The 22,288-nt window shown below is 54.4% G+C and carries 18 protein-coding genes; 12 read left to right on the top strand and 6 right to left on the bottom strand.

The annotated features are described in order from the left end of the window. The first annotated feature begins 5 nt into the window (after positions 1 to 5). From tssH to FHD02_RS20110, 7 genes are read left to right on the top strand one after another with little or no spacing between them, the layout of a single operon-like run. Positions 6 to 2,687, top strand: a complete 2,682-nt coding sequence (gene tssH, locus FHD02_RS20140; protein WP_220394255.1) for a type VI secretion system ATPase TssH — start codon at positions 6 to 8, stop codon at positions 2,685 to 2,687. Next, a complete protein-coding gene (gene vasI, locus FHD02_RS20135) occupies positions 2,675 to 3,358 on the top strand; it encodes a type VI secretion system-associated protein VasI (RefSeq protein ID WP_220394254.1) in 684 nt (227 codons plus the stop codon). The genes tssH and vasI overlap by 13 nt, the downstream gene beginning before the upstream one ends. A gap of 4 nt (positions 3,359 to 3,362) precedes the next feature. After that, positions 3,363 to 4,763, top strand: a complete 1,401-nt coding sequence (gene tssA, locus FHD02_RS20130) for a type VI secretion system protein TssA (RefSeq protein WP_220394253.1) — start codon at positions 3,363 to 3,365, stop codon at positions 4,761 to 4,763. A 14-nt stretch (positions 4,764 to 4,777) separates the two neighbouring features. Next, positions 4,778 to 8,317, top strand: coding sequence for a type VI secretion system membrane subunit TssM (gene tssM, locus FHD02_RS20125; protein WP_309241899.1), 3,540 nt, complete (start codon positions 4,778 to 4,780; stop codon positions 8,315 to 8,317). A 13-nt stretch (positions 8,318 to 8,330) separates the two neighbouring features. Next, positions 8,331 to 9,677, top strand: a complete 1,347-nt coding sequence (locus FHD02_RS20120) for a VasL domain-containing protein (RefSeq protein ID WP_220394252.1) — start codon at positions 8,331 to 8,333, stop codon at positions 9,675 to 9,677. A gap of 12 nt (positions 9,678 to 9,689) precedes the next feature. Next, a complete protein-coding gene (locus FHD02_RS20115) occupies positions 9,690 to 10,169 on the top strand; it encodes an Hcp family type VI secretion system effector (protein ID WP_220394251.1) in 480 nt (159 codons plus the stop codon). Then, positions 10,169 to 11,200, top strand: coding sequence for a hypothetical protein (locus tag FHD02_RS20110; RefSeq protein WP_220394250.1), 1,032 nt, complete (start codon positions 10,169 to 10,171; stop codon positions 11,198 to 11,200). The genes FHD02_RS20115 and FHD02_RS20110 overlap by 1 nt, the downstream gene beginning before the upstream one ends. Here the strand turns inward: FHD02_RS20110 and FHD02_RS20105 are convergent. After that, positions 11,194 to 11,955, bottom strand: coding sequence for a hypothetical protein (locus tag FHD02_RS20105; RefSeq protein WP_220394249.1), 762 nt, complete (start codon positions 11,953 to 11,955; stop codon positions 11,194 to 11,196). The genes FHD02_RS20110 and FHD02_RS20105 overlap by 7 nt on opposite strands. A gap of 266 nt (positions 11,956 to 12,221) precedes the next feature. On the opposite strand from FHD02_RS20105, the gene FHD02_RS24755 reads away from it, so the two are divergent. Beyond that, entirely contained in the window at positions 12,222 to 12,944 is a 723-nt protein-coding gene (locus FHD02_RS24755; RefSeq protein WP_309241898.1) for a conjugal transfer protein TraG N-terminal domain-containing protein, read from the top strand. 4 nt (positions 12,945 to 12,948) lie between these two features. Here the strand turns inward: FHD02_RS24755 and FHD02_RS20095 are convergent, their stop codons facing one another. After that, entirely contained in the window at positions 12,949 to 13,293 is a 345-nt protein-coding gene (locus FHD02_RS20095; RefSeq protein ID WP_220394248.1) for a DUF3742 family protein, read from the bottom strand. 476 nt (positions 13,294 to 13,769) lie between these two features. On the opposite strand from FHD02_RS20095, the gene FHD02_RS20090 reads away from it, so the two are divergent. From FHD02_RS20090 to FHD02_RS20075, 4 genes are all read left to right on the top strand, one after another. After that, the gene (locus tag FHD02_RS20090; RefSeq protein ID WP_220394247.1) at positions 13,770 to 14,399 is read left to right on the top strand and encodes a ParA family protein; all 630 of its coding nucleotides are present in this window, start codon (positions 13,770 to 13,772) and stop codon (positions 14,397 to 14,399) included. A gap of 65 nt (positions 14,400 to 14,464) precedes the next feature. Further along, positions 14,465 to 14,677, top strand: a complete 213-nt coding sequence (locus FHD02_RS20085; RefSeq protein ID WP_220394246.1) for a toxin-antitoxin system HicB family antitoxin — start codon at positions 14,465 to 14,467, stop codon at positions 14,675 to 14,677. Between the two features lie 12 nt (positions 14,678 to 14,689). Beyond that, on the top strand, positions 14,690 to 16,555 hold the full coding sequence (gene mobH, locus FHD02_RS20080; RefSeq protein ID WP_220394245.1) for a MobH family relaxase: 1,866 nt from the start codon (positions 14,690 to 14,692) through the stop codon (positions 16,553 to 16,555). Between the two features lie 329 nt (positions 16,556 to 16,884). After that, complete coding sequence (locus FHD02_RS20075; protein ID WP_220394244.1) at positions 16,885 to 17,427, top strand: 3'-5' exonuclease; 543 nt, start codon at positions 16,885 to 16,887, stop codon at positions 17,425 to 17,427. Positions 17,428 to 17,440: 13 nt separating this feature from the next. On the opposite strand, the gene FHD02_RS20070 is transcribed toward FHD02_RS20075, so the two are convergent. From FHD02_RS20070 to FHD02_RS20055, 4 genes are read right to left on the bottom strand one after another with little or no spacing between them, the layout of a single operon-like run. Next, positions 17,441 to 17,938, bottom strand: coding sequence for a Mov34/MPN/PAD-1 family protein (locus tag FHD02_RS20070; protein ID WP_220394243.1), 498 nt, complete (start codon positions 17,936 to 17,938; stop codon positions 17,441 to 17,443). Then, positions 17,935 to 19,698 (bottom strand): ThiF family adenylyltransferase, encoded by a 1,764-nt coding sequence (locus tag FHD02_RS20065; RefSeq protein WP_220394242.1) that lies wholly within the window; start codon positions 19,696 to 19,698, stop codon positions 17,935 to 17,937. The genes FHD02_RS20070 and FHD02_RS20065 overlap by 4 nt, the downstream gene beginning before the upstream one ends. Before the next feature lies 1 nt (position 19,699). Further along, positions 19,700 to 20,947, bottom strand: a complete 1,248-nt coding sequence (locus tag FHD02_RS20060; protein WP_220394241.1) for a nucleotidyltransferase — start codon at positions 20,945 to 20,947, stop codon at positions 19,700 to 19,702. After that, entirely contained in the window at positions 20,944 to 22,119 is a 1,176-nt protein-coding gene (locus FHD02_RS20055; RefSeq protein ID WP_220394240.1) for an HNH endonuclease, read from the bottom strand. Before FHD02_RS20055 ends, FHD02_RS20060 begins: the two co-directional genes overlap by 4 nt. Between the last annotated feature and the right edge of the window lie 169 nt (positions 22,120 to 22,288).

Below are 22,288 nucleotides of genomic sequence, written 5' to 3'. Positions count from 1 at the left end.
CACCCATGATTCAGATTGATATCTCCACGCTGGTTAAACGGCTGAACCCGTTCTCCCGTCAGGCGCTGGAAATGGCCGCCACGGCCTGTATGAGCCAGCAGGCCACCGAAATTACCGTCAGCCATGTGCTGACCCAGATGCTGGCCATTCCGCGCTGCGACCTGCGGGTGATTATGGAAAAGGCAGAGATAAGCGTGGACGAGCTGGGACAGGCGCTGAAGGTGGAGCATTACGCCACCATGCGCCATACCGACAGCTACCCGGTATTCTCGCCGCTGCTGGTTGAATGGCTGCGCGACGGCTGGCTGCTGGCCTCGGCGGAGATGCAGTCCAGCGAGCTGCGCGGCGGTATCCTGCTGCTGGCTCTGCTGCATTCTGCGTCGCGCTATGTGCCGCCTGCCGCAGCCCGGTTGCTGACCGGGATTAACCGCGACCGGTTACGCCAGGATTTTGCCGACTGGACGCGGGAGTCGGCGGAGTCGGTCATGCTGAATGCGGATAAATCGGCTCCCACGGCAGTGCGTTCAGAAGAGAGTCTCCTTGCCCGTTACGCCAAAAACATGACTGAAGACGCCCGTCAGAGACGGCTCGACCCGGTGCTGTGCCGGGACAAAGAAATCGACCTGATGATCGACATTCTCTGCCGACGTCGCAAGAACAACCCGGTGGTGGTGGGAGAGGCGGGGGTGGGCAAGAGTGCGCTGATCGAAGGGCTGGCGCTGCGTATCGTTGCCGGTCAGGTGCCGGACAAGCTGAAAAATACCGATATTATGACGCTGGATCTGGGGGCGTTGCAGGCGGGGGCTTCCGTTAAGGGCGAGTTTGAGAAGCGTTTTAAGGGGCTGATGGCGGAAGTGATTCAGTCGCCGGTCCCCGTCATTCTGTTTATCGACGAGGCTCACACGCTGATTGGCGCGGGCAACCAGCAGGGCGGGCTGGATATCTCCAACCTGCTGAAACCGGCGCTGGCGCGCGGCGAGCTGAAAACCATTGCCGCCACCACCTGGAGCGAATACAAAAAATACTTCGAGAAAGATGCTGCCCTGTCGCGCCGCTTCCAGTTAGTGAAGGTGAGCGAACCGACAGCGGCAGAAGCGACCATTATTCTGCGCGGGCTGGCGGCGGTGTACGAGCAGGCGCACGGTGTGCTGATTGATGATGATGCGCTGCAGGCGGCGGCGACACTGAGCGAGCGCTACCTCTCCGGGCGTCAGCTGCCGGATAAAGCTATCGACGTACTGGATACCGCCTGCGCCCGCGTGGCAATCAATCTGTCCTCGCCGCCAAAACAAATCTCAGCGCTGACCACCCAGTGCCAGCAGTGCGAGGCGGAGATCCGCCAGCTTGAGCGGGAAATACGGATTGGTCTGCGCCCGGACGGTGGCAGGCGCGATGAGGTTCACGCGCAGTATGAAACGGCGCAGGCAGAACTGCAGGCGCTGGATGCCGCGTGGCATCAGCAACAGACGCTGGTACAGGAAATTATCGCCCTGCGCCAGGCATTGCTGACGGAAGCAGAGGCGCAGGATGAGGACGATGCGGCAAACGACGACGTGCTACCGCAGGCTGATACCGTACCGGAAGAGACAACCGCGGCTGCGGAACGCCTGGCGTCTCTGAGCGCTGAGCTGGATTCGCTGCACCATACGCAGTTGCTGGTATCACCGCATGTGGACAAAAAACAAATCGCGGCTGTGATTGCTGAATGGACCGGCGTCCCGCTCAATCGCCTGTCGCAGAATGAAATGTCGGTCATTACCGATCTGCCGCAGTGGCTGGGCGAGACCATTAAAGGCCAGGACCTGGCGATTCAACATCTGCATAAACACCTGCTGACGGCGCGGGCCGATCTGCGTCGTCCGGGGCGTCCGCTCGGCGCGTTTCTGCTGGCCGGTCCCAGCGGTGTGGGTAAAACAGAAACCGTTCTGCAACTGGCTGAGCTGCTCTACGGCGGGCGTCAGTACCTTACCACCATCAACATGAGCGAATTCCAGGAGAAACACACCGTCTCACGCCTGATTGGCTCACCGCCGGGCTATGTCGGCTATGGCGAGGGCGGCGTGCTGACCGAAGCGATTCGCCAGAAACCCTATTCCGTGGTGCTGCTCGATGAGGTGGAGAAAGCGCACCCTGACGTGCTCAACCTGTTCTATCAGGCCTTCGACAAAGGTGAAATGGCCGACGGCGAAGGGCGACTGATCGACTGTAAAAACATCGTTTTCTTCCTGACCTCCAACCTCGGTTATCAGGTGATTGTCGAACATGCGGATAATCTGGAGGTTATGCAGGAAGCCCTGTATCCGGTGCTGGCGGACTTCTTTAAACCGGCGCTGCTGGCGCGAATGGAGGTGGTGCCGTATCTGCCACTGTCACGCGAAACGCTGACCACCATTATTGCCGGAAAACTCGCCCGTCTGGATAACGTGCTGCGTACCCGTTTCGGCGCAGAGGTGGTGATTACACCGGGTGTGACCGATGAAATTATGCAGCGCGTTACCCGCGCCGAAAACGGGGCGCGCATGCTGGAGTCGGTTATTGACGGCGATATGCTGCCGCCGCTCTCGTTGCTGCTGTTGCTGAAGATGGCGGCGAATACCGCTGTCGCCCGTATCACGCTGGATGTGCAGGACGGTGTGTTTACTGCCGACGTGGAGGCGGCGGCAACAGAGGAAGAATGCACGGTATGAGACCTTCTGCCTGCTGGCTGCTGCCCCTGTTGCTGACGGTTTCACCGGTGTATGCCAGTGAGACGGCGGATGCGCAGACCACGCTTAACGCAATGTCGGCCTGTCGGAAACAGCCTGCCGCCCTGGAGCGTCTGGACTGCTATGACCGCATTCTGTCACCGCAGCCTGACACCGGCTTTGCCGGGGCGCTGGTGAAGGCGCGCTATGACGGCGAGGCGCGCAAAAGAGCCTTTGAGCAGGAGGCGCAGCGTGCGGATAACTCCACGGCGCTGCTGCTGACCCGTACCGAAGGTGAACGTCCGGCGGTGATTATCACCACGCCCGCTATCGGCAGCCTGCCGCCACGCCCGGTGCTGATGTTCAGCTGTGTCGACAATATCACCCGGATGCAGGTGGCGCTCGCATCACCCCGGCAGGATAGCGATATTCCGGTGACGTTGAAAACAGACAACGGGCTGTTACGTTCGCACTGGTTTGTCCGTGAAAACGGCTATCTGCTGGAGGCCAGCCGGGGGCTGGCGGGAATTGACGAGATTAAACAGTTGTTCGACGCAAAAACGTTAACCCTGGAAACCGGGAACGGAAGCTCCGGGCAACTGACCTTTAACATTGACGGACTGGCGCAGACTCTCGCGCCGCTGCGTGAAGCCTGCCACTGGGCGGGGGAATAACGATATGGATATACATAACCCGGACGTCTGGCTGGCGCATCTGCTGGAAGCGCTGCCGGAAGAAAAACTGGCCAGTAAACTCAGCGATGAAAACCCGCAGTGGGAATATATCGACGGCGAAATTGTCAAGCTGGGTTCGCTGAACCACGCGCAGCTTGATGTCCCGGAACTCCAGCGGCAGGGGCTGCAGCTTCTGGCCTCGGAGAGTAAGGATTTTCGCCTGGTGTCACATCTGCTGCGCACCCTGCAACATGCGGGTAACCCGCTACTTGCGCTCAGCGTACTGACACAATACGTCACCCATTACTGGACTATCGCCTGGCCGCAGAGCGCCGCGAATAAGAAACGCTTTGCCGACCAGATCCTGAAACGTTTTGAACCCGGCATGGGGGGATTTGCTGCCACATCCGCCCCGGAGCAGCGTGATGCTCTGCTGGGGGAACTGGCAAAACTGGCACAGTGCTGGCAGACGTGCGGAATGCCGGAACTGGCGTCTGCCACCGATGACCTGTTCGCGCAGTACCAGCGGGCGTTTCGTGACAGCTCTCCAGTAGCCGCTCCGCCGGTACCACCTACCATTGGTGCAACGATCCCGGAAGTCGTGCCAGTCACGGCAGCACCTGCGCCGGTGGTGAACATCGACAGCCATGACGATAAAGCCTGGCGTGACACGCTGCTGAAGGTGGCTGGTATTCTCTGCGAACGTCAGCCTGATTCGCCGCAGGGATACCGCCTGCGCCGTCACGCTCTGTGGCAGAACATTACCTCCGCCCCGCAGGCGGAGAGCGACGGTCGCACGCCACTGGCGGCGGTCTCTGCCGATATGGTCGCTGACTACCAGGCTCGTCTTGCCCGTGCGGATATGACGCTCTGGCAGCAGGTTGAGCAGAGCCTGCTGCTGGCACCCTACTGGCTGGACGGCCATCACCTTTCTGCGCAGATAGCGCAGTTGCTCGGCCACGACGACGTGGCGCAGGCGGTGCGTGCTGAGGTTCGTCGTTTTGTGGCGCGTCTTCCTGCGCTTGCTTCCCTGCTGTTTAACGACCGTTCGCCGTTTATCAGCGACGCCACCCGGCAGTGGCTGGCCGATAAGCCGCAGAAACCGGTCGCTGTTGCGGTTGCCACGGATGATATGACGCAGCAGGTCTGGCAGTGCTGGCAGGAGCAAGGACTGGAGGCGGCGCTGGCGCTGGCTGAAAAGCAGCCTGGTAATACGCCGCGCGCGCAGTTTTACCGCCAGTATCTGACGGCGCAACTGCAGGAAGCCGCTGGCATGACGCAGCTTACACAATACCATTACCAGATGCTGTTTAAGACTGGACTGCACACGATGCTGTCTGACTGGGAACCGGCGTTGCTGGAACAGCTGGAAACGAAACTCGCGATGGAAACGGCGAGCGAATAAAACAGGAGCGTTTTGTGTTCAGAATACCGACTCCCCGTATACCCCCGCTGTTCAGCGGGCTGGCATCCATGCTCAGACCTGCGATGCCCCGGTTTAAAGTATCCGTGGCCTGGCTGCTGGCGCTGGCGTGGGTGATATTGCTGGTCTGGGTCTGGTGGAAAGGTCCGGCGTGGCGGTTTTACGAGACATACTGGCTGAAACCGCTGGCCAATCGCTGGCTGGCGACGGCGGTCTGGGTGCTGCTGGCCCTCATCTGGCTGACCGTCAGCGTGGTGAAACGCCTGCAGCGGGTGGAAAAACAGCAGAAGCAGCAGCGTCAGGAAGAGCTGGATCTGCTTACCGTGGCCGTCAACGTTCAGCAGCGTTATCTCGACCGTTGGCTACTGCGGCTGCAGCGCCATCTGGACAGCCGTCGCTATCTGTGGCAACTGCCGTGGTATCTGGTCACGGGACCTGCGGGCAGCGGTAAAACAACATTGTTGCGCGAAGGGTTTCCGGCTGACGTGATTTATACGCCGGACGCCAGCCGGGGAGCCGACCAGCAGGTCTTTATCACGCCCTATGTGGGCAGGCAGGCGGTAATTTTTGATACCGATGGCGCGCTGGCGGATCCGGATAATGGCAACCTGTTACACCGTCGCCTGCGGGAGCACTGGCTGGGCTGGTTGCTGCAAAAGCGTACGCGACAGCCGCTCAACGGCCTGATCCTGACGCTGGATCTGCCGGATTTACTGACTGCCGATAAACGCCGCCATGAGCAGCTGGTACAGACGCTGCGCGGCCAGCTGCAGGCGATCCGCCAGACGCTGCATTCCCGTCTGCCGGTCTATATCGTACTGACCAAGCTGGATCTACTGGCCGGGTTTGCCGCCTGGTTCCGTGCCCTGGATCGCAACGGGCGCGACAGTATTCTGGGGGTGACGTTCACCCACAATGCCCATGAACGCGATGACTGGCGTCGCGAGCTGGATGCCTTCTGGCAGTCCTGGGGACAGCAAATGAACCTGGCGCTGGCGGACCAGATGCTCAGCCAGTCCGCCCCGGCGGCACGCAGCGCGGCGTTCAGTTTCTCCCGCCAGATGCTGGGGGGCGGGGAGACAATTGCCCGACTGCTGGAAGCGTTACTGGACGGTGAGCACCAGGATATCTGCCTGCGCGGCGTCTATCTGACCTCTTCCCTGCAGCGCGGACAGATGGATGACATTTTTACCCAGTCCGCCGCCCGCCAGTACGGGCTGGAACAGAGTTCCATGGTTGCCTGGCCGCTGGTCGATACCACGCCGTACTTTACCCGAGAGCTGTTCCCGCAGGTGCTGCTGGCCGAGCCGAACCTGGCCGGGGAAAACCGCCTGTGGCTGACCCGGTCTCGTCACCGGATGAGTCTCTTTGCCGGGTGTGGTGCGGTGGCAGGGTTACTGCTTATCTGGGGCTGGCATCACGGGTATAACGAAAACTACCGCGCCGGGCAGACCGTGCTGGCGCAGGCGAAGTCCTTTATGGCGGTGCCGCCGCCGCAGGGCATGGATGACAGCGGTTATCTGCAACTGCCGCTGCTGAATCCGGTGCGTGATGCCACGCTGGCCTACGGCGACTGGGGCGACAGAAGCTGGCTGGCGGATATGGGGCTCTATCAGGGGACGCGGGTGGGGCCTTACGTGGAGCAGACGTATCTTAAATTGCTGGAGCAGCGTTACCTTCCGGCCCTGCTGAACGGGCTGGTGAAACAGATGAACAGCGCGCCGCCGGAGTCGGAAGAGAAACTCGCCGCATTGCGCGTCATCCGCATGCTGGAAGACAAGAGCGGGCGTAATGACGCGGTGGTGAAGCAGTTTATGGCGAAGCGCTGGAGCGAGCAGTTTCACGGGAAGCGTGATGTTCAGGCGCAGCTGATGTCCCATCTTGATTATGCGCTGGCGCACACCGACTGGCACGCACAGCGCCAGCAGGGGGATGCCGACGCCGTCAGCCTGTGGGGGCCTTACGAGAAAACGGTTGTCGCCGCGCAGAAAGAGCTGAGTAAACTGCCGGTTTATCAGCGGGTATACCAGAGCCTGAAAACGCGGGCGCTGGGCGTGCTGCCCGCCGATCTCAGCCTGCGCGATCAGACCGGGCCGACGTTTGAGCAGACATTTATTTCCACCGACGACAATAAGCTGATTGTCCCGCAGTTTCTGACCCGTTACGGCCTGCAGAGCTATTTTGTGAAACAGCGTGAGGAGCTGGTGAAGCTCACCGCCATGGATTCCTGGGTGCTGGCCCTGACGCACAATGTGACCTACAGCGAGGCTGACCGGACGGAAATTCAGCGCCAGCTTATTGAGCAGTATATCAGCGATTACACCGCCACCTGGCGGGCAGGCATGGATAACCTGAATGTCCGGGACTACGAAAATCTGGCGGCGCTGACCGGTGCGCTGGAGCAGATTGTCAGCGGCGATCAGCCTTTTCAGCGGGTACTGACGGCGCTGCGTGACAATACCCGTCCGCCGCTCCTGTCTGAAAAACTGAGTGACAAGGAACGCGCACAGGCGCAGGCCGAGCCGGACTGGCAACTGCTGAACCGTCTGGGCCATGAGTTTGGGCCTGAAAACAGTAGCCTGGAAGAGCAGAAGGAGAAAGCCAGTACCCTGCAGGCGGTCTATCAGCAACTGACCGAACTGCACCGCTATCTGCTGGCGATACAGAACGCGCCGGTGCCGGGAAAATCGGCCCTGAAGGCGGTACAGCTCCGGCTGGATCAGAACAGCAGCGATCCGATTTTCGCCACCCGCCAGATGGCGAAAACCCTGCCTGCGCCGCTTAACCGCTGGGTGGGTAAGCTGGCGGAGCAGGCGTGGCATGTGGTGATGGTAGAGGCGGTCCATTATATGGAGGTGGACTGGCGCGACAACGTGGTGAAAACCTTCAACGATCAGCTGGCGGATAAATATCCGTTTAACGCCCGGTCGAAAGAAGACGCTTCGCTGGATGCGTTTGAACGCTTCTTTAAACCGGGCGGCGTGCTGGATACGTTCTACCAGCAGAACCTGCAGCTGTTTGTGGAAAACAGCCAGGGGCTGAACGGGGAAGACAATGTGGTGATCCGCGAAGATGTCCTGAACCAGCTCGATACCGCGCAGAAGATCCGCGACATCTTCTTCAGCCCGCAGAATAGACTGGGGGCGCAGTTCGCGGTGGAAACCGTGGCGCTGTCCGGCAACAAGCGTCGCAGCGTACTGAACCTTGACGGACAGCTGGTGGATTACGCCCAGGGGCGCAACTACACGGCGCACCTGGTGTGGCCGAACAATATGCGCGAAGGCAATGAGAGCAAGCTGACGCTGGTGGGCGCGGGGGGCAACACCTCGCCGCGCAGTATTGCCTTCAGCGGCCCGTGGGCGCAGTTCCGCCTGTTTGGCGCAGGGCAGCTTACCAGCGTGCAGGACGGTACCTTTACCGCCCGCTTCAGCGTGGATGGCGGCACCATGACCTACCGTGTCCACACCGATACGCAGGACAACCCGTTTGCCGGCGGGCTGTTCAGCCAGTTCCGGCTGCCGGATACGTTGTACTGAGGAGGTGACGACGATGAGTACGGATATTCAGACGATTATCACCGGTCAGGATCCGCGCGGCCTGCCGGAGTTCAGCGCCCTGCGTGAGGAGATCAACAAGGCCAGCCACCCGGCGCAGCCGGAGATGAACTGGACGCTGGTGGAGTCGCTGGCGCTGACCATTTTTAAGTCCAACGGCGTGGATTTGCACACCGCCAGCTACTACACGCTGGCGCGCACGCGTACGCAGGGGCTGGCCGGGTTCTGCGAAGGCGTGGAGTTACTGGCGGCGTTGATTGGCCGCGAATGGGATAAGTTCTGGCCGCAGGGTGGGGCCGCGCGCACGGAAATGCTGGACTGGTTTAACGCCCGGACCGGCAATATTTTGCGCCAGCAGCTGGCTTTTTCCGAAGCGGACCTTCCACTGCTGTATCGCGTGGAGCGGGCGCTGCAGGTGATTTGCGACAAACTCCAGCAGGTGGAGCTTAAGCGCATCCCCCGGGTGGAAAATCTGCTCTATTTTGTGCAGAACACGCGAAAACGCTGCGAGCCTCAACCGAGAGAGAAAACGGCAAATACGGCGGCGAAAACCACGGTTCGCACGCTGATGTATATGCCGGAGAGCGTGGAAACGGTATCGACTCCCGTCCCGCCGTTGCCGGAACTGCCTGAGGTGAGGGTTGTCGTCCCCGAAGAGGCAGCCGCAGTGTCGTCCCGGACCCGGGAGATATCGGGAAACACCCTCAAAGGTTTTATCGCCGGGATACTCTGTAGCGCGGTTGTCACGGCTGTCGTCTGGTGGTGGCAGGTTTATCCCCTGCAACAGCAGGTAGCGGCGGCACGTGATACGGCGCAGGGGGCGGCAACGGTCTGGCTGGCATCGCCTCAGCTGAGTGACTACCCGCAGCGGCTACAGCAACTGACCGGTGCTTCACCGTTGCAGCCGCTGGAAGCCGGTCAGCGAATGGTCCGGATGGCAGACAGCCGCTGGCCGGAGAGTCTGCAACAGCAGCAGGCCACCACCACGTGGAACGACACCCTGAAAGGTCGCGCGGCGAACAGCCCACAAATGCAGGGCTGGCAGCAGACGCGGGCAGATTTGCGTTCGTTTGCCGAACTACTGGTTCAGCGTGAGCAGGCGAAAGAAGGCTTCACGCTCTCTTATATCAAAACCGTGGTTTACCAGGCTGAGCGCTCGCTGAATCAGGACACGCCGCTGGAATACCTGCTGACACAGTACCAGCAGGCGCAGTCTGCCGGGAAAAATACCGGGATGCTGGAAAAACAGATCAACGAACGGCTGGACGGGGTGCTGAGTCGCTGGCTGCTGTTGTCGCAGAGCCTGCCGGCAGAAACGCCGGACGGTAAACCAGGAAAATAAAGGAGTATCGCTATGGCAAATCTTGTGTATCTGACATTAAACGGACAGTTACAGGGGCTGATTTCAGCGGGATGTTCGTCGCAGGCGTCCATCGGGAATAAAGCGCAGCTGGCGCATCTGGATCAGATTATGGTGACAGAACTGAACCATGGTTTAAGCCGGGCGCAGAACGTTAACCATCAGGAACTGGTGATTCAGAAGCCGGTGGATAAATCTTCACCGCTGTTGAGCAAGGCAATAAATGAGAATGAATGCCTGACCTGTGATTTTGAGTATTACCGCACTAACCGGTTTGGGATTAATGAATTGTATTATCGGGTAAAGCTGATCAATGCAAGGATTGCGAGTATACACAGCAGTGTTCCTCACACGATTACCGACAACGGTGGGCAGCCGGAAGAATCGGTGTCGTTTACTTACGAAAGTATTAACTGGGAGCATTGTATTGCGGGTACCAGTGCATACAGCCTGTGGAGCGAGCGGATATTCTGATGGCGGCATCTGGAGAACATCACATATCGGATCCTGCGGGGATTGCTGATACTTTTTATAAACGCTATCCGGATGCTGTCAGTGGAATTGAAAATGTCCGCTTAATGAAAGGGAAAGAAATTCCTGACTGGCCTTATTGGTGTTTTTTGCCGGAAAGCTGCTGGCTAATATTGTTTATGGGCAAACGGCGTAAACCGTTCACCAGAGAGATATACCATGACATACAAAAACTCGAGGTACTGGGCACCTGGCGATACAGCAAGGGGATATATTCTGTCCATCCCGCGCTGCTGGATGCTCTGACGGATACGCCTGTTTCGGATTCATTACCGGTTGATGTTTTTTTACGGCTTCCTGAATGGTGCATTTATATCAGAACGCCAGGAATGATTATGGGCGGGGAACGATTGCATGGATTCTGGGCTACGGTAAATCAGGGGGTTGCTGATAGTGAGAAACGTCTTTGCCTGCTACTAAACCGTCAGAGCGGAACACAGACTGAATCATTCCCTCTTAAATCTGGCTCTGTCAAATCGATCCAGGAAAAGATGTTCAGTGATGGTCTGGATGTCAGCGGAGCGGGGGCTGACGTTATTGAACCATTGAAACAATCAGGATATATCACCGATTATCTGCGACGAAAATCTGATGATATTGGGAAATTATTGTCACTCCTGCTGTTTATCTGCTCCGACGAACCTGAAATTGACAGTGAGCGCGAACCTGGAATGTACCCGGTTCGTCCAAAACAGGTGAAAACAAAAAAAGGATTCAGGCTTTTTCCGGCAGCCGGCCCACGGTACTGGACGGTTGGCAACAATACGGGAGAAATGCTGGTAACGCTGTTTGATAGCGCAGGAGTCTGTCCCATTAACGGGCGGCAGGTCAGGGCCTATTTGCGTCGCGGGCACTGGCACGGTTTCTGGTCCGGAAAAAGAGATGGCTCAGAGGACCGGATATTTTCATACCGCTGGCTGCCGCCACAGGTAATTGGCGGCAGACAACGTAACAGTGTGGCATCTGATTACTGATAGCGATTTACCATATCCTTAACCACAGCTGCGAATGTTTTCTGCTTTAACTGGGCGATTTGCTCATCGGTTACCGGTTTTTTTCCGGTCATCGGCTGAAGGGTATTGTATTCATAGTTTACCGGAGACCAGGTCGCCCATTCTCCGGTTGCCACATCCACCAGAGCGAAACGCACCAGGTAACGCAGCGAGTCTGTACTGGACAATTTTTCGTTTCGATAATCTGACCAGACCAGGGTTTTGGTTGTGGTGTCATATTTACCTGACTGTAGTGTGTCCCAGTATACGATGACTGCCTTTTGTTGCCCTTTTGCCGCAATATAGCGTAGTGCCTGCATATAGTTCATATTTTCGCTGGTGGCGACGTCTCCTTCCTCATTCTTTCCCTTATTACAGGAAATGGCTTTTTGCCTGTCCGGGATACCGGAAAATGTTGATATCCGGTAGTAGCGGTTCATTTCCTGTTGCATAACCATCTCTGGTGCGCGGTTGCCGGACTGGACCAGGATGACAGCAGAGTTCAGCGGAACGCTGAATTTCTCACCTTCCAGTGCGGCCTGGATATCTTCTTCTGAAACGGCAAGCGTGGTCTCATTGCCAAAGATATCTTTATCTGTCAACTGACTGGCAACATTTTTACTGATGCTGCCTTCTGTTCTGGGGGGGGCCTTTTTCCTGGCATCAATTGGGGAATGCGCACAGGCGTTCAATAAAAATATTGCTGTGCATAAATAGAATGCTGAACAGATTTTCATATATTTTCCTGAAATGGATGTTAGACGATGATGTAATTTCAAGCTCTGATTTTTGTTATTATTATATCCTGTTGTTGAGAATTTCAGGAGAACTGTTTTGTATTCACAAATTAAATGAAATGTTCTTTTTTGATATTGATTGATTATTATTCATGTGTCTAATATTAATTTTAATATTTGATTTTTATTTGCCAGTGGTGTTTCTGTTTGTGTTAACTAACGATGATGTTGGGTCCCTCTGGAAGATAAAAACAGGAGAATGTGATATGAATTCGGTTCCTTATCACAGTAACAATTCCGTCATGCCGGTCTGGGTAACGATTGATGAAGCCGTTAATATCATAAAAAAGCAAACCACTGAGGAGATTACAACCAGTGAGGTCTGGCGTTATGCGCTCTATGGGCATCTTACACTATCCATCTATTTTCAGTCTCCGGTGATCCTTCGACGGATTAAAACCAGAAAGGGAAAAATATTTTTAATGGAGGAAGAAGATGGTCCAGTTAATCGACTCTGTTATCTGAGTAGTGAATATCATTTTATGAGTAATAGCTGGAGGGTGAAAACTGAAGGTGATTACATCTCTCCACCCAGTCATATAATGGATACCCCATTACTGGGTTATGAATATGTGATGCTGCAAAGGTTACTGACGCTGACATTTGCGCAGTTCGGGCTGATGTTCCTGACGTTCTGGTGGGAGCTAGCTCGTTGGCTGGACGGCTGGATGTTGGCACTGCTTTATGATGGCGATACCCACAGTTCGTGGAATCTGGCTGGGATACAGAATACTCAGGACGATTTGATTATGCAGTTTGTGATGGGAACGATGTTTATCGTACTCCCTGCATTCTGGATGGGTGCGCTGGGATGGGCCGGAATTCAACTGGGCGGTGTAATAGAACGAGCTGCGGTAACCGGAACAAATGACGCAAAAACATCAGGAGGAAAGCTGGGCGAATCTCTGTCTCAGAAAATCAGCAAGTAAAATATCAGTCATCTATACGATAACCTCCTTGATAAAAACCAGGACCTTCGGGTCCTGTTGCATTATACCCATCGACAGGTTTGTCATCATTATAAGAGAGATCTATCCCCCCCTTTGTTGCTGTTATCAGACACCAGGCAATAAATATCATCAGGGCCAGAAATAAAGCGGCAAACAATGCGCCAGCAATCAGCAATCCCACAGCAGTGGCAATGCAAAGATACAGGGGTAATTTTGTTATCCAGTACGGAACGCCACGCTGTTGAAGTCGGGTTTCATGCACGTTGAGCCAGCGCAGAAACTGACGGGTTTTATGTCCGAGACGATAACCAGCATTTTGTTGTTTCATTCTGCACTTCCTGTACTGAATAAAATATGAGCACAGACTATCATTAGCACAAAAAGCAGGCAATGATTTCTTATTCAGGTAACTCAACCCCGGTATCCTGTGGCTATTATTTATTCGCTGAGCATGTTTTTTGTAATACATTAATTAGTCAAATATTTTTCTTGCCGGAGGTTGTTGTTTTATTCGTTTTTCATGAAAATTAACTTTCATGAATTTATTTCGCGCAGGAAAAGGCTAAAGGAGCAAAGGCAATGGTAAAGGAGATTAAGAGGCAACAGGCTTATCCTGAAAAGGCCGTAAAAAGGCTACCTCTCCGGGCAACACATTCTTTTTTCATGAAAATCTGCATTGCATATTTCATTTCTTCATAAAAATATGTAAATCCGGTTTTAATTGATTACCGATGCTGGCCGTATTTTCAGGCAGCATTCTTCCTGCATTCATTTTGTGCGTTTTTCATGAATTCAGGAGGCTCCATGATTATCAGTTTTATCAGCCAGAAAGGCGGCGTAGGTCGCTCTACGCTTGCCCGCGCGACAGCGGTCGAATTTGCCCGTTCCGGCAAAAAAACACACCTTGCGGACCTGGACAGCTCGCAGCAGACCAGCGCGAAATGGGCAGAGCGCCGCGACAATACCGGGATTTTTCCTGCTGTCGAAACGGGCGTCTATCGCCGTCATGATGTGGCACTCAAAGCTGCCAGTAATTACCAGTGCCTTATTGTTGATACCCGTCCGTTTGTCGATATTTCCTCTCTTGATATTGCCCGCCAGTCAAATCTGGTGGTGATTGCCACCGGAACCTCACTCGATGACCTGGAACCCTCACTGTTGCTGGGGCGTGAACTGGCGCATAAAGGCATTCCCCACAACCGCCTGTTCTACGTTGTGGGTAAGGCTCCGAGCCAGGCAGAGGGGCGCAGCGCCATTCAGACAATTTCCGGCTGGCAGTTTGCCTGCGCCACGTCGTTCATCATGTTCAAATCAGGCTACAGTATTGCGCTGGATGCCGGGTATTCCATTACTGAAACACCTTGGAAAACGCTTAATTTTCGGGCCAGAAATGTCATCAGCGAAATTAGCGCTCGCGTCAGTAGTCACCCCTGAACTAACAAACTGAAATTACGAAATTGGGAAAAACGCATTTCATGATTTCAGACTCCGGATCTCCTATGGCAAAGAAACCTCTGAAATTATCTCCCGTAACTCCCCGCCCACTGGAAGTTGCGACCACCGATCATCAGACTGGCGAGACAAAACCTATCCAGATCCGTATCGAGCCATTGTTACATCGCGAAATCAAGATTGCGGCGACAGAACAGGGTAAAACCATCACGGCATTCCTGCTGGAGTGCTATCGGTTCTGGTGCAGAATGAATAAATGAAAGGCTGGATTCATGAAAACAGGCATTCATGCAAAACTGAAATGGCTCACCGGGGCTCCTCTTGCTCCTCAGTTGCGGGAGGAGCCATCCATGTCACCAGCACCTCGTCCTGGCTGGTTCACCCCGCAGGCCGCAGAAACCCTGCTGGCAACCCCGCTGCGCCAGCAACTGATGAAAATCATCTGGCAGCGTACATCCCTCTCCGGGGAGTTATTTGCAAAATTGTATCAGGCTCCTGTTGTACGCTTTGCAGAACGGGTGCAGTTGCTGCCCGCCTCGGAATATCATCACCATTCCCATCCTGGTGGTTTGCTGGATCACAGCCTGGAGGTTATGGCGTTTGCGGCCAAACTACGACAGCGCCATCTGCTTCCGGCAGGTGCTGCTCCGGAAGATCAGGCGCGGGAAGCCGAGGCGTGGACAGCAGGGATTATTTATGCGGCATTACTGCATGATGTGGGGAAGACAGCTACAGATATTGCAGTGACCACGGATGATGACCAGCTCTGGTATCCGTGGGAGGGACCGCTTCGCAGATCGTACCGGCTGAAGTATCTCAAAAATCGTGACCATCAGTTGCACCCTGTGGTTGGGGGATTGCTGGCAACACATATTTTACCCGTTGCTGCACTGAACTGGATGGCACAATATCCGGAACTGTATGCGTCATTTTTATACTGTATCAACGGGCATTATGACCGCGCGGGTATCATGGGAGAACTGGTGCAGGAGGCGGATCGTGCATCGGTAGCGCAATTTATGGGAGCGAACGCCAGCACCGCGCTGGAGCGACCACAGCCCTCGCTGGCAAAACAGATGCTGACGGCGCTTAAAGAACTGGTACAGACACAGTATAAACTGAGCAATCCTCATTCCGGTTCGGATGGTTGGCTGACGGAAGAGGCACTCTGGCTCATCAGCAAAACCACTGCTGACAGAGTTCGTGCCTGGCTGCTGCAACAGGGGGTGACCAGCGTACCGGACAGCAATGTGCGGTTGTTCGATGAGATGCAGGCTCACGGCCTGATTGTCCCCACGCCGGAAGGGAAAGCCGTCTGGTCGTGCGATATTAAAGCCGACAGTGGCTGGACGCCGGGATGTCCATTAACGTTGCTACGGTTATCACCGTCACGGCTTTGGTCCGCACAGGAAGATTATCCTGCGATGTTTGCAGGCCAAGTTATTCCGGGAGCGGGGGATTTACAAACTGCCAGCAAGGAAGAAAATGCCAAAACTGACTTATCACCTGCTATTTCGATGGAGAAGGGCGCTGGAGAGGGGGATTCTATGGCCGATTTGACGCTTTCTCTTTTTGCACCAACAACGTCAGACGGGGCATCCGCATTGGAGATGATTCGCGATATTACCCAAACTATAGAAGAACCGGTAGAGGGGACGTCTTCTAATCTGCGATCAGAATCCAGGTCAGATAAATTACATGGTTCGGAACCTAATACCGTTTCCCGTGCTATGTCAGGACAGGGGTTTGTTGACTGGTTGCGGGAAGGTATCCGGATCCGAAAAGTAATGGTTAATGAGTCAGGTGCTCCGGTACATATGGTGGCAGGGCGCGCATTTCTCGTTTCACCGGGAATTTTTAAGCTATATGTCCAGTTCACAACTGGGGAGACTGGAGAACAGTGGAAAGCTGTTCAGAAGGCATTTCAGCGATTGTCACTTCACTATCGTGATAATGATGGTACGAATATTTTTACATGTGAAGTGAAGGGGCCACGTAAAGTCCGGAGGGTAAAAGGATACTTTTTGGGAGAACCTGAGCTTATATTTGGTGATGCTATTCCAGAAGATAACCCGTATTTATCTGTATTAGATACTGGTGCGACAGTTATGTCAGTAGCGTCATCCCGAAGGCTTTGAAGGAGCGCGCCGGTAAGGTTGAAATTATCTAGCGTGGTATTGCCATCAATCTTCTGATTTTTAGGTTGTTTCGAACTAAATAACCCTTTTCACTCTAGCAACAGAGTAAATTCCGTACAGTCAATGTTTGCAACGTCCGTTCTTGGCACGAGGTGGACGAGTTAACGGAGCCGGAGGTCCGCTGTGAGCGAACAGCGGAAGTTCGCATATGGTTTTAGCCTGATAAAGGCATTACTTAAAGGGTGATGTGGTAGATACTTACCACCCGTAATAGCGTATCGTTTTCTTTTACAAGCCGAATAGCAGTGCCCTCAATCGCAGGAGTTATTATGAATGCTAGCGAGATTTTCGTTTCAGTCGATATTGAAACATCCGGCCCGGTCCCGGGATTATTTAGTCTGCTTTCCATTGGGGCCTGTCTGGTGCATGCGCCCGACGTGCGTTTTTATGCCGAGTTGAAGCCTGACTGCACTGGCTTTGATCCTGAGGCGCTGGCAGTGACGGGATTTAACCTTCAGGCACTGGCTACCACCGGCATAGCCCCCGCGGACGCCATGCTTCAGTTATCCACCTGGCTCACATCCCACCTTCAACCGAGCCAGAAGCCGATCTTTACGGGACTGAATGCCCCCTTTGACTGGTCATTCATCAATTACTACTTCCATAAATATACGGGGAACAACCCATTTGGCTTCAGCGCATTAGATATTAAAGCTTACTTTATGGGAGCAACAGGCTGTACGTGGTCTGAGACCAAATCATCAATGATGACACAGCGTTTATCTGCCAAAGGAAGACCCAGCCATAATGCTCTGGATGATGCATTATTTCAGGCAGAGCTTTTTGCGTTGATGCAAAATAAAGGGTCTTGATGAATTGGATCCGTTAAGGCCGCGACAAGGATGCTGTATACACTGCCTCCTGATACCTGCCCTCCCGAAATATCCAGGCTTTAATGCCTGTGGTCGATGGTGACGTGCCGACAATCACCGCCACGGGATGGGGAAGATCATGTGCATTTTGCCTCGCGAATCGCGCAAAACTGGCAATGTCAGTCCCTGAGATGTGAGGAACTGCCTGCGGATGCGTATGCCAGTATCCAACCAAGCGTAATCCCTTCCTGTTTGCGTTCTCGATTTCAGTGCGGCAGCGATCGTTGTTCAGTTCGAGCCACGTTCTGCCAGCGCGGTCCGCAGGATGTGGCGCTGAAGCATGACACAGTACAATGCCGCCGGGATCGGCGGGATCGACAAACAGCTGCCCGCCTCGCTCATTTTCTCCCTGTGACTGCCGGTAGTGACCGAACATCTCAGAGACCTGCCGCCCAACCTGCAGCTCCGCATTCATATCCGGCCAGGCCCAGTGCCATGCTATTTCATTCATGCGTTTTGCCCGGGTTTCGGCCAGTTACGTTCAAAAACACTCTGGACAACTCCTTCAGGAAGTACAGGTCCCGTATAGCGTCCCCCCAACACTCCGGCCTCATCAGGGCGATACACACTGGAATACCATTGAGTGACATCCCCTACAGTAGTCAGGTAACGTATTGCGGCCTGAGTGACCATTGTTGCAACACCATTCATTCCCGCCGAGCCTCCCGGTATAAAACTTTCACCACAGGCAGGAAGAGGCACAACGCCCCCATCCGGCCAGTCGGTAAACCGGTGCCTGAAGTCACCTCTATCGCTAAAAAGATATCTTGCATCAAAGCGGCCTTCAGGTGCGATCAGTGCATGCCCGACAAGTGTATGCGGCTCACTCCAGGCCTGTATCAGCCCCCATTTCGCTCCGGAGGCTTTCTTTTCCCAGAGGGCAGACTCTGATTCCCAGTCCGCTGTCGTGATAATAACCAGATCAACATCCTCGAAAATATCGGGTTTTTGACCCATAACCCATTCGATGTATGTATCCAGCGCGGTGACATCAAGCACAGGCAGATCCTGAAGCAGACGATGGCGCATGGCCTGAGACTTAAATTTGCCTAAATCCTCAGCACCCAGCATATGCCGCCCCAGATTGGGTGACTCCAGTCTGTCAGGATCGATAAGGGTCAGCCTGCCCAGACCGGCCCTGGCGAGTTGAATACTCACAGCAGATCCCAGCGACCCTACACCGACAAAGACAATATGCGAGTTCTCAAGTGTTTTTGCTGTGTTGCTTCGATCCCGTGAAAAAAATGCCCCACGATCAATAATGTTCACACGCGATGACAGAATACTGGCCGGAGGTCCTTCTTTCTTTAACCCGGACTGACGGCGTGAGGATCTCAGGCCGTAAAAATGTGTACGGTCTGTTTCCTTCTTTCTGGTGCACAGGTTAACAGTAAATCTTGCCGCCCCGTCCCCACCCGGTAATGCCATGACAACCCATCGGGAAAGCAAAGCACTACTCTTTTCTGACCATTTAGACATCGCGGCCAGGGATTCTTCAGAAATATGGGGAGCAAGCCATTCGAGAAACGCGTGAGGTTCAGGCACCTTAATGCCAGGGAAAGACGTCAGTTTGACAAAGAAACCTGCTTCATGGGGGCTTCTTATCACAACCGAACGGCCAGTGGCGCGTCTGAAATGCTGGCGGATAGCGTTCTTGTCAGACGAAACCCATACCGGGTTGAGGCCAGTATGACCGGTATACCTCGGATCGCTTACAACATACAAAACTGAACCCGATTCAGGCTCCCCCAAAAGAATCAGGTTACGTGCCGACCGTTTAAGCTGCCAGAGCCAGTAAGTGGAAATTTCATTCTGAAACTCCGTCTCCCGCCGTGCAGGATCTGCGTTTTCCAGAGAAAAAGACATAATGCTCGCAAAACGGGATAAGCTGTCCTGAACAATTTTCTCAGGTGAGCCCGTAACGGGCTTTTCCCTGAATCCATGGAGACACAACCCGGACGCCATGGCATGGGGCCAGACTAACCACGGTGAAGGTTCAACCTGAAGGCTAGGGGATTCAGACGGGAAATCGTTGGGAAAACCAATCCGTAGTCTTCGCTCAAGGCCGGTGTAATCAACGGGTAAAGGAAAATAAAAGGCGGCCGCCTCACCGACCCGCAGTTCAGCGGGCCTGAGAAGAGCCGAAGCATTGTCCGCGCCCAGATAGTCTTTAAGGGCGGAAATGCCGCGTTGTATCATCTCATCCTTCATATCAGCCGAGTCGCCCGACAGGTGCAACATTTGCCTGAGACTGGTTACTGCTGACTGAACTCCCGAACAGAGACCCCATTGCGACAGAGTTTCGTGTAACACCGTCTTGCCGCCCGGGCATCGTCCAGTTTGCCGGAATGCTCTCGTTAACTTCGCGAACAAATGTCGGACCAATACCGAACTGCTCCTGGACCGCCTTCGCAAAGGTTTCTGTCGACGCGTGGCTGTCAAGCCCCAGCGTCAGCGCCGAACGGGCACTCGCATGCCATTTATTAAAGGCATCAACGTATTTATAACCTTCATCCGGACGATTCCATTTTTCCGCAAAATTCTCGCCGTTATCTGCAGGATTGCAGACGTAATACTCATTACTGTAACGATGAATATGGTCAGGCATCCTGTTCACGATTGCCAGGATAGCCTGAAGCGGGGTGAAGGCGGTATATTCTGACTGCGCGACAACATCCAGATAAGCGTGAGTCGCAAGCGTGGTGATAACTGCCGAAATAGGCCGGTATCCTTCATTTTTCGTCCTGATCGCCCATTCATCCCTGTGCCTTTTCATCAGTTTAATGCTCGCACGTAAAGGATCATCTTTTTGATATTCTTGATATTCAGGCAGCGGGGCCTGGGTCGCAGAGTCCATTGCTGCACGACTTTTATTAAACTCAACAACATGTTCAAGCATGATGTCCTGCTTTGACGCATCATGCAGCCAGTCTGCGTAAGGAATGGGACTGCTTGCCTTCCAGCCGTGCTCCCTGTCGGGTACTTCGAGCATGCCCAGTCCGTCGCTTTGCTCATTATGATGGCAGGGACGTGCAGGTGTGACATCAATGTGGAAACCCGGATTTTCATCGGCGTAAACAATCCTGACACCGCGACGAAGTTGTTGAATATCCTCCTGAACCCTACTGCCTTCCTGAAAACGACGTTCAATGACCTCTAATACAGTCCGGGCATCGATCCCTCTGGCATGGGGTAACCAGACAATCGCATCTGCATCAATTGTCCCTAGATCTGCTGGCGCCCCTGGCACCGGGTTAATCGTTGTCTGAAGACGCATAGAACCCTGGGGAAAAATATGGGCATCCGCCAGCAGGGGATCATCGGCAGCAGAAAGAATTTTTTCCAGCTGAGAGTAGCGAGCCTCAATGACGCTGTACTGAGCTGCTGATAACGAAATTTTTCGGGCTGCACGGAGAAGAAAATACTCCCAGCTGCTGTGTTTAGTCTGTTCGTTACTCATGGACGTTGCTCCTCTGTACATCCGATGCTAAGCATGGGGCGAAACTGGTTTGCATTATTTTTGTCACGGTCAAAGATGATGTAGGGATGCTGATGCTGGGTCGTCAGCAAAGCCCCAAATTCAATGGCCAGCGCAGCAGGCACTGCGGCAAAAACATGAATGGCCTGGGTCGTGGTGGCTTCTAACTGACTGAGCAGCTTCTGCAACTCATCCCTGAACGCATGGATGACCCTGCGGTTTGTCACCATGGCGTAGCTGGGTTCAGGGGCAGTGAATTCTACAATCCGGGCACCCGGCAGTGCGGCGGTAACATCGCCTCGCGGTACCGCTGCGGAAAGAGACAGCACCAGAGCAACTGGCCCCTCACCTTGTGGAAGTTCAGAAGAGATAAACGCCGGCGGCAGGGCATCTGTATCCGGCCAGCGCAATATATGTTCCCTGTTAAATGAATACTGAAAGCGTTTATAGCGATCGCCAATGGTTTGGCCGAGGAAAAACAACGCCGGAATATCTGCAAGCCCAACCATGGCCAGAGCCGGCTTATCGCCAAATTGCCCCCCGCGGCGGGCAAGCCCGGCCTCGAGTTTTTCAGTGATTAAATCCTTAATCGCCTGCCAGTAACCCGCATCCCTTCCCCGTGAACTGGGCTCAGGGAACACAACCGTAACCGGATGGCCCTGTGCCGTCAGCCCTTCTGCAGACATGGCGGTAAGAAGGGCCTGCGCCGGAATTGCAACCAGAGTCTGATGATGCTGGCTTTGAACGATAACCGGTATGGCGCGTTCCTCCCCGGGCGTGGAAGCCGCTAGGCGAATTCTGGTCAGGCAGGCAGAGTGAAGTCCGCTAAGATCGTCTTCGGGATAATTATCGCCGTCACGATCAACCCGGTCATGGCATCCCGGACACAGCAGCATAAGATTCTCGCTGTCATTCGTCAGTGCCAGTGCCTCTTCTTCGCTGTGTGTGGCGTTTCCCCTGGGACCTTTCGGGCTGGCAGGAAGAATATGGGCCACTTCTCCCCATTTCATCGGCGTACCGATACGAAAATCATGTGTCAGATCGGTTCCGCAGAGTTCACAATGACCCGCTGCACGGATCCAGACCAGAGTTTTCACTTCAGGGCTAGTGTTAAAACGCCCACTCGAATCATCCGCCTTTTTTTTCGCATTCACGTAAGGGTACTCCTGAAAAGGAAAAGGCATTAGCACGGGAAATACTGAAATAGGTACTGATCATCTTTTTTCAATACGTAACCGCGAAAAATATAACTCGCGAAACAAAATACGGAGCGAACCGCCTATAGCGCTGCCAGGTCTTCATTGAGCGATATGCGGACATTAC

This window comes from Citrobacter sp. EC_71, assembly GCF_019584005.1.
Lineage (GTDB): Bacteria > Pseudomonadota > Gammaproteobacteria > Enterobacterales > Enterobacteriaceae > Citrobacter > Citrobacter werkmanii.
This window is presented reverse-complemented; position numbering and strand designations above follow the sequence as displayed.

Coding starts and splice junctions, on each gene's coding strand:
- FHD02_RS20085 (WP_220394246.1), top strand. CDS start 14,465: ATGGCAAAGAAACCTCTGAAATTATCTCCCGTAACTCCCCGCCCACTG.
- tssH (WP_220394255.1), top strand. CDS start 6: ATGATTCAGATTGATATCTCCACGCTGGTTAAACGGCTGAACCCGTTC.
- tssA (WP_220394253.1), top strand. CDS start 3,363: ATGGATATACATAACCCGGACGTCTGGCTGGCGCATCTGCTGGAAGCG.
- FHD02_RS20095 (WP_220394248.1), bottom strand. CDS start 13,293: ATGAAACAACAAAATGCTGGTTATCGTCTCGGACATAAAACCCGTCAG.
- FHD02_RS24755 (WP_309241898.1), top strand. CDS start 12,222: ATGAATTCGGTTCCTTATCACAGTAACAATTCCGTCATGCCGGTCTGG.
- FHD02_RS20070 (WP_220394243.1), bottom strand. CDS start 17,938: ATGAATGAAATAGCATGGCACTGGGCCTGGCCGGATATGAATGCGGAG.
- FHD02_RS20120 (WP_220394252.1), top strand. CDS start 8,331: ATGAGTACGGATATTCAGACGATTATCACCGGTCAGGATCCGCGCGGC.
- FHD02_RS20075 (WP_220394244.1), top strand. CDS start 16,885: ATGAATGCTAGCGAGATTTTCGTTTCAGTCGATATTGAAACATCCGGC.
- FHD02_RS20090 (WP_220394247.1), top strand. CDS start 13,770: ATGATTATCAGTTTTATCAGCCAGAAAGGCGGCGTAGGTCGCTCTACG.
- FHD02_RS20110 (WP_220394250.1), top strand. CDS start 10,169: ATGGCGGCATCTGGAGAACATCACATATCGGATCCTGCGGGGATTGCT.
- FHD02_RS20105 (WP_220394249.1), bottom strand. CDS start 11,955: ATGAAAATCTGTTCAGCATTCTATTTATGCACAGCAATATTTTTATTG.
- FHD02_RS20115 (WP_220394251.1), top strand. CDS start 9,690: ATGGCAAATCTTGTGTATCTGACATTAAACGGACAGTTACAGGGGCTG.
- FHD02_RS20065 (WP_220394242.1), bottom strand. CDS start 19,698: ATGAAGGATGAGATGATACAACGCGGCATTTCCGCCCTTAAAGACTAT.
- FHD02_RS20060 (WP_220394241.1), bottom strand. CDS start 20,947: ATGAGTAACGAACAGACTAAACACAGCAGCTGGGAGTATTTTCTTCTC.
- mobH (WP_220394245.1), top strand. CDS start 14,690: ATGAAAACAGGCATTCATGCAAAACTGAAATGGCTCACCGGGGCTCCT.
- vasI (WP_220394254.1), top strand. CDS start 2,675: ATGCACGGTATGAGACCTTCTGCCTGCTGGCTGCTGCCCCTGTTGCTG.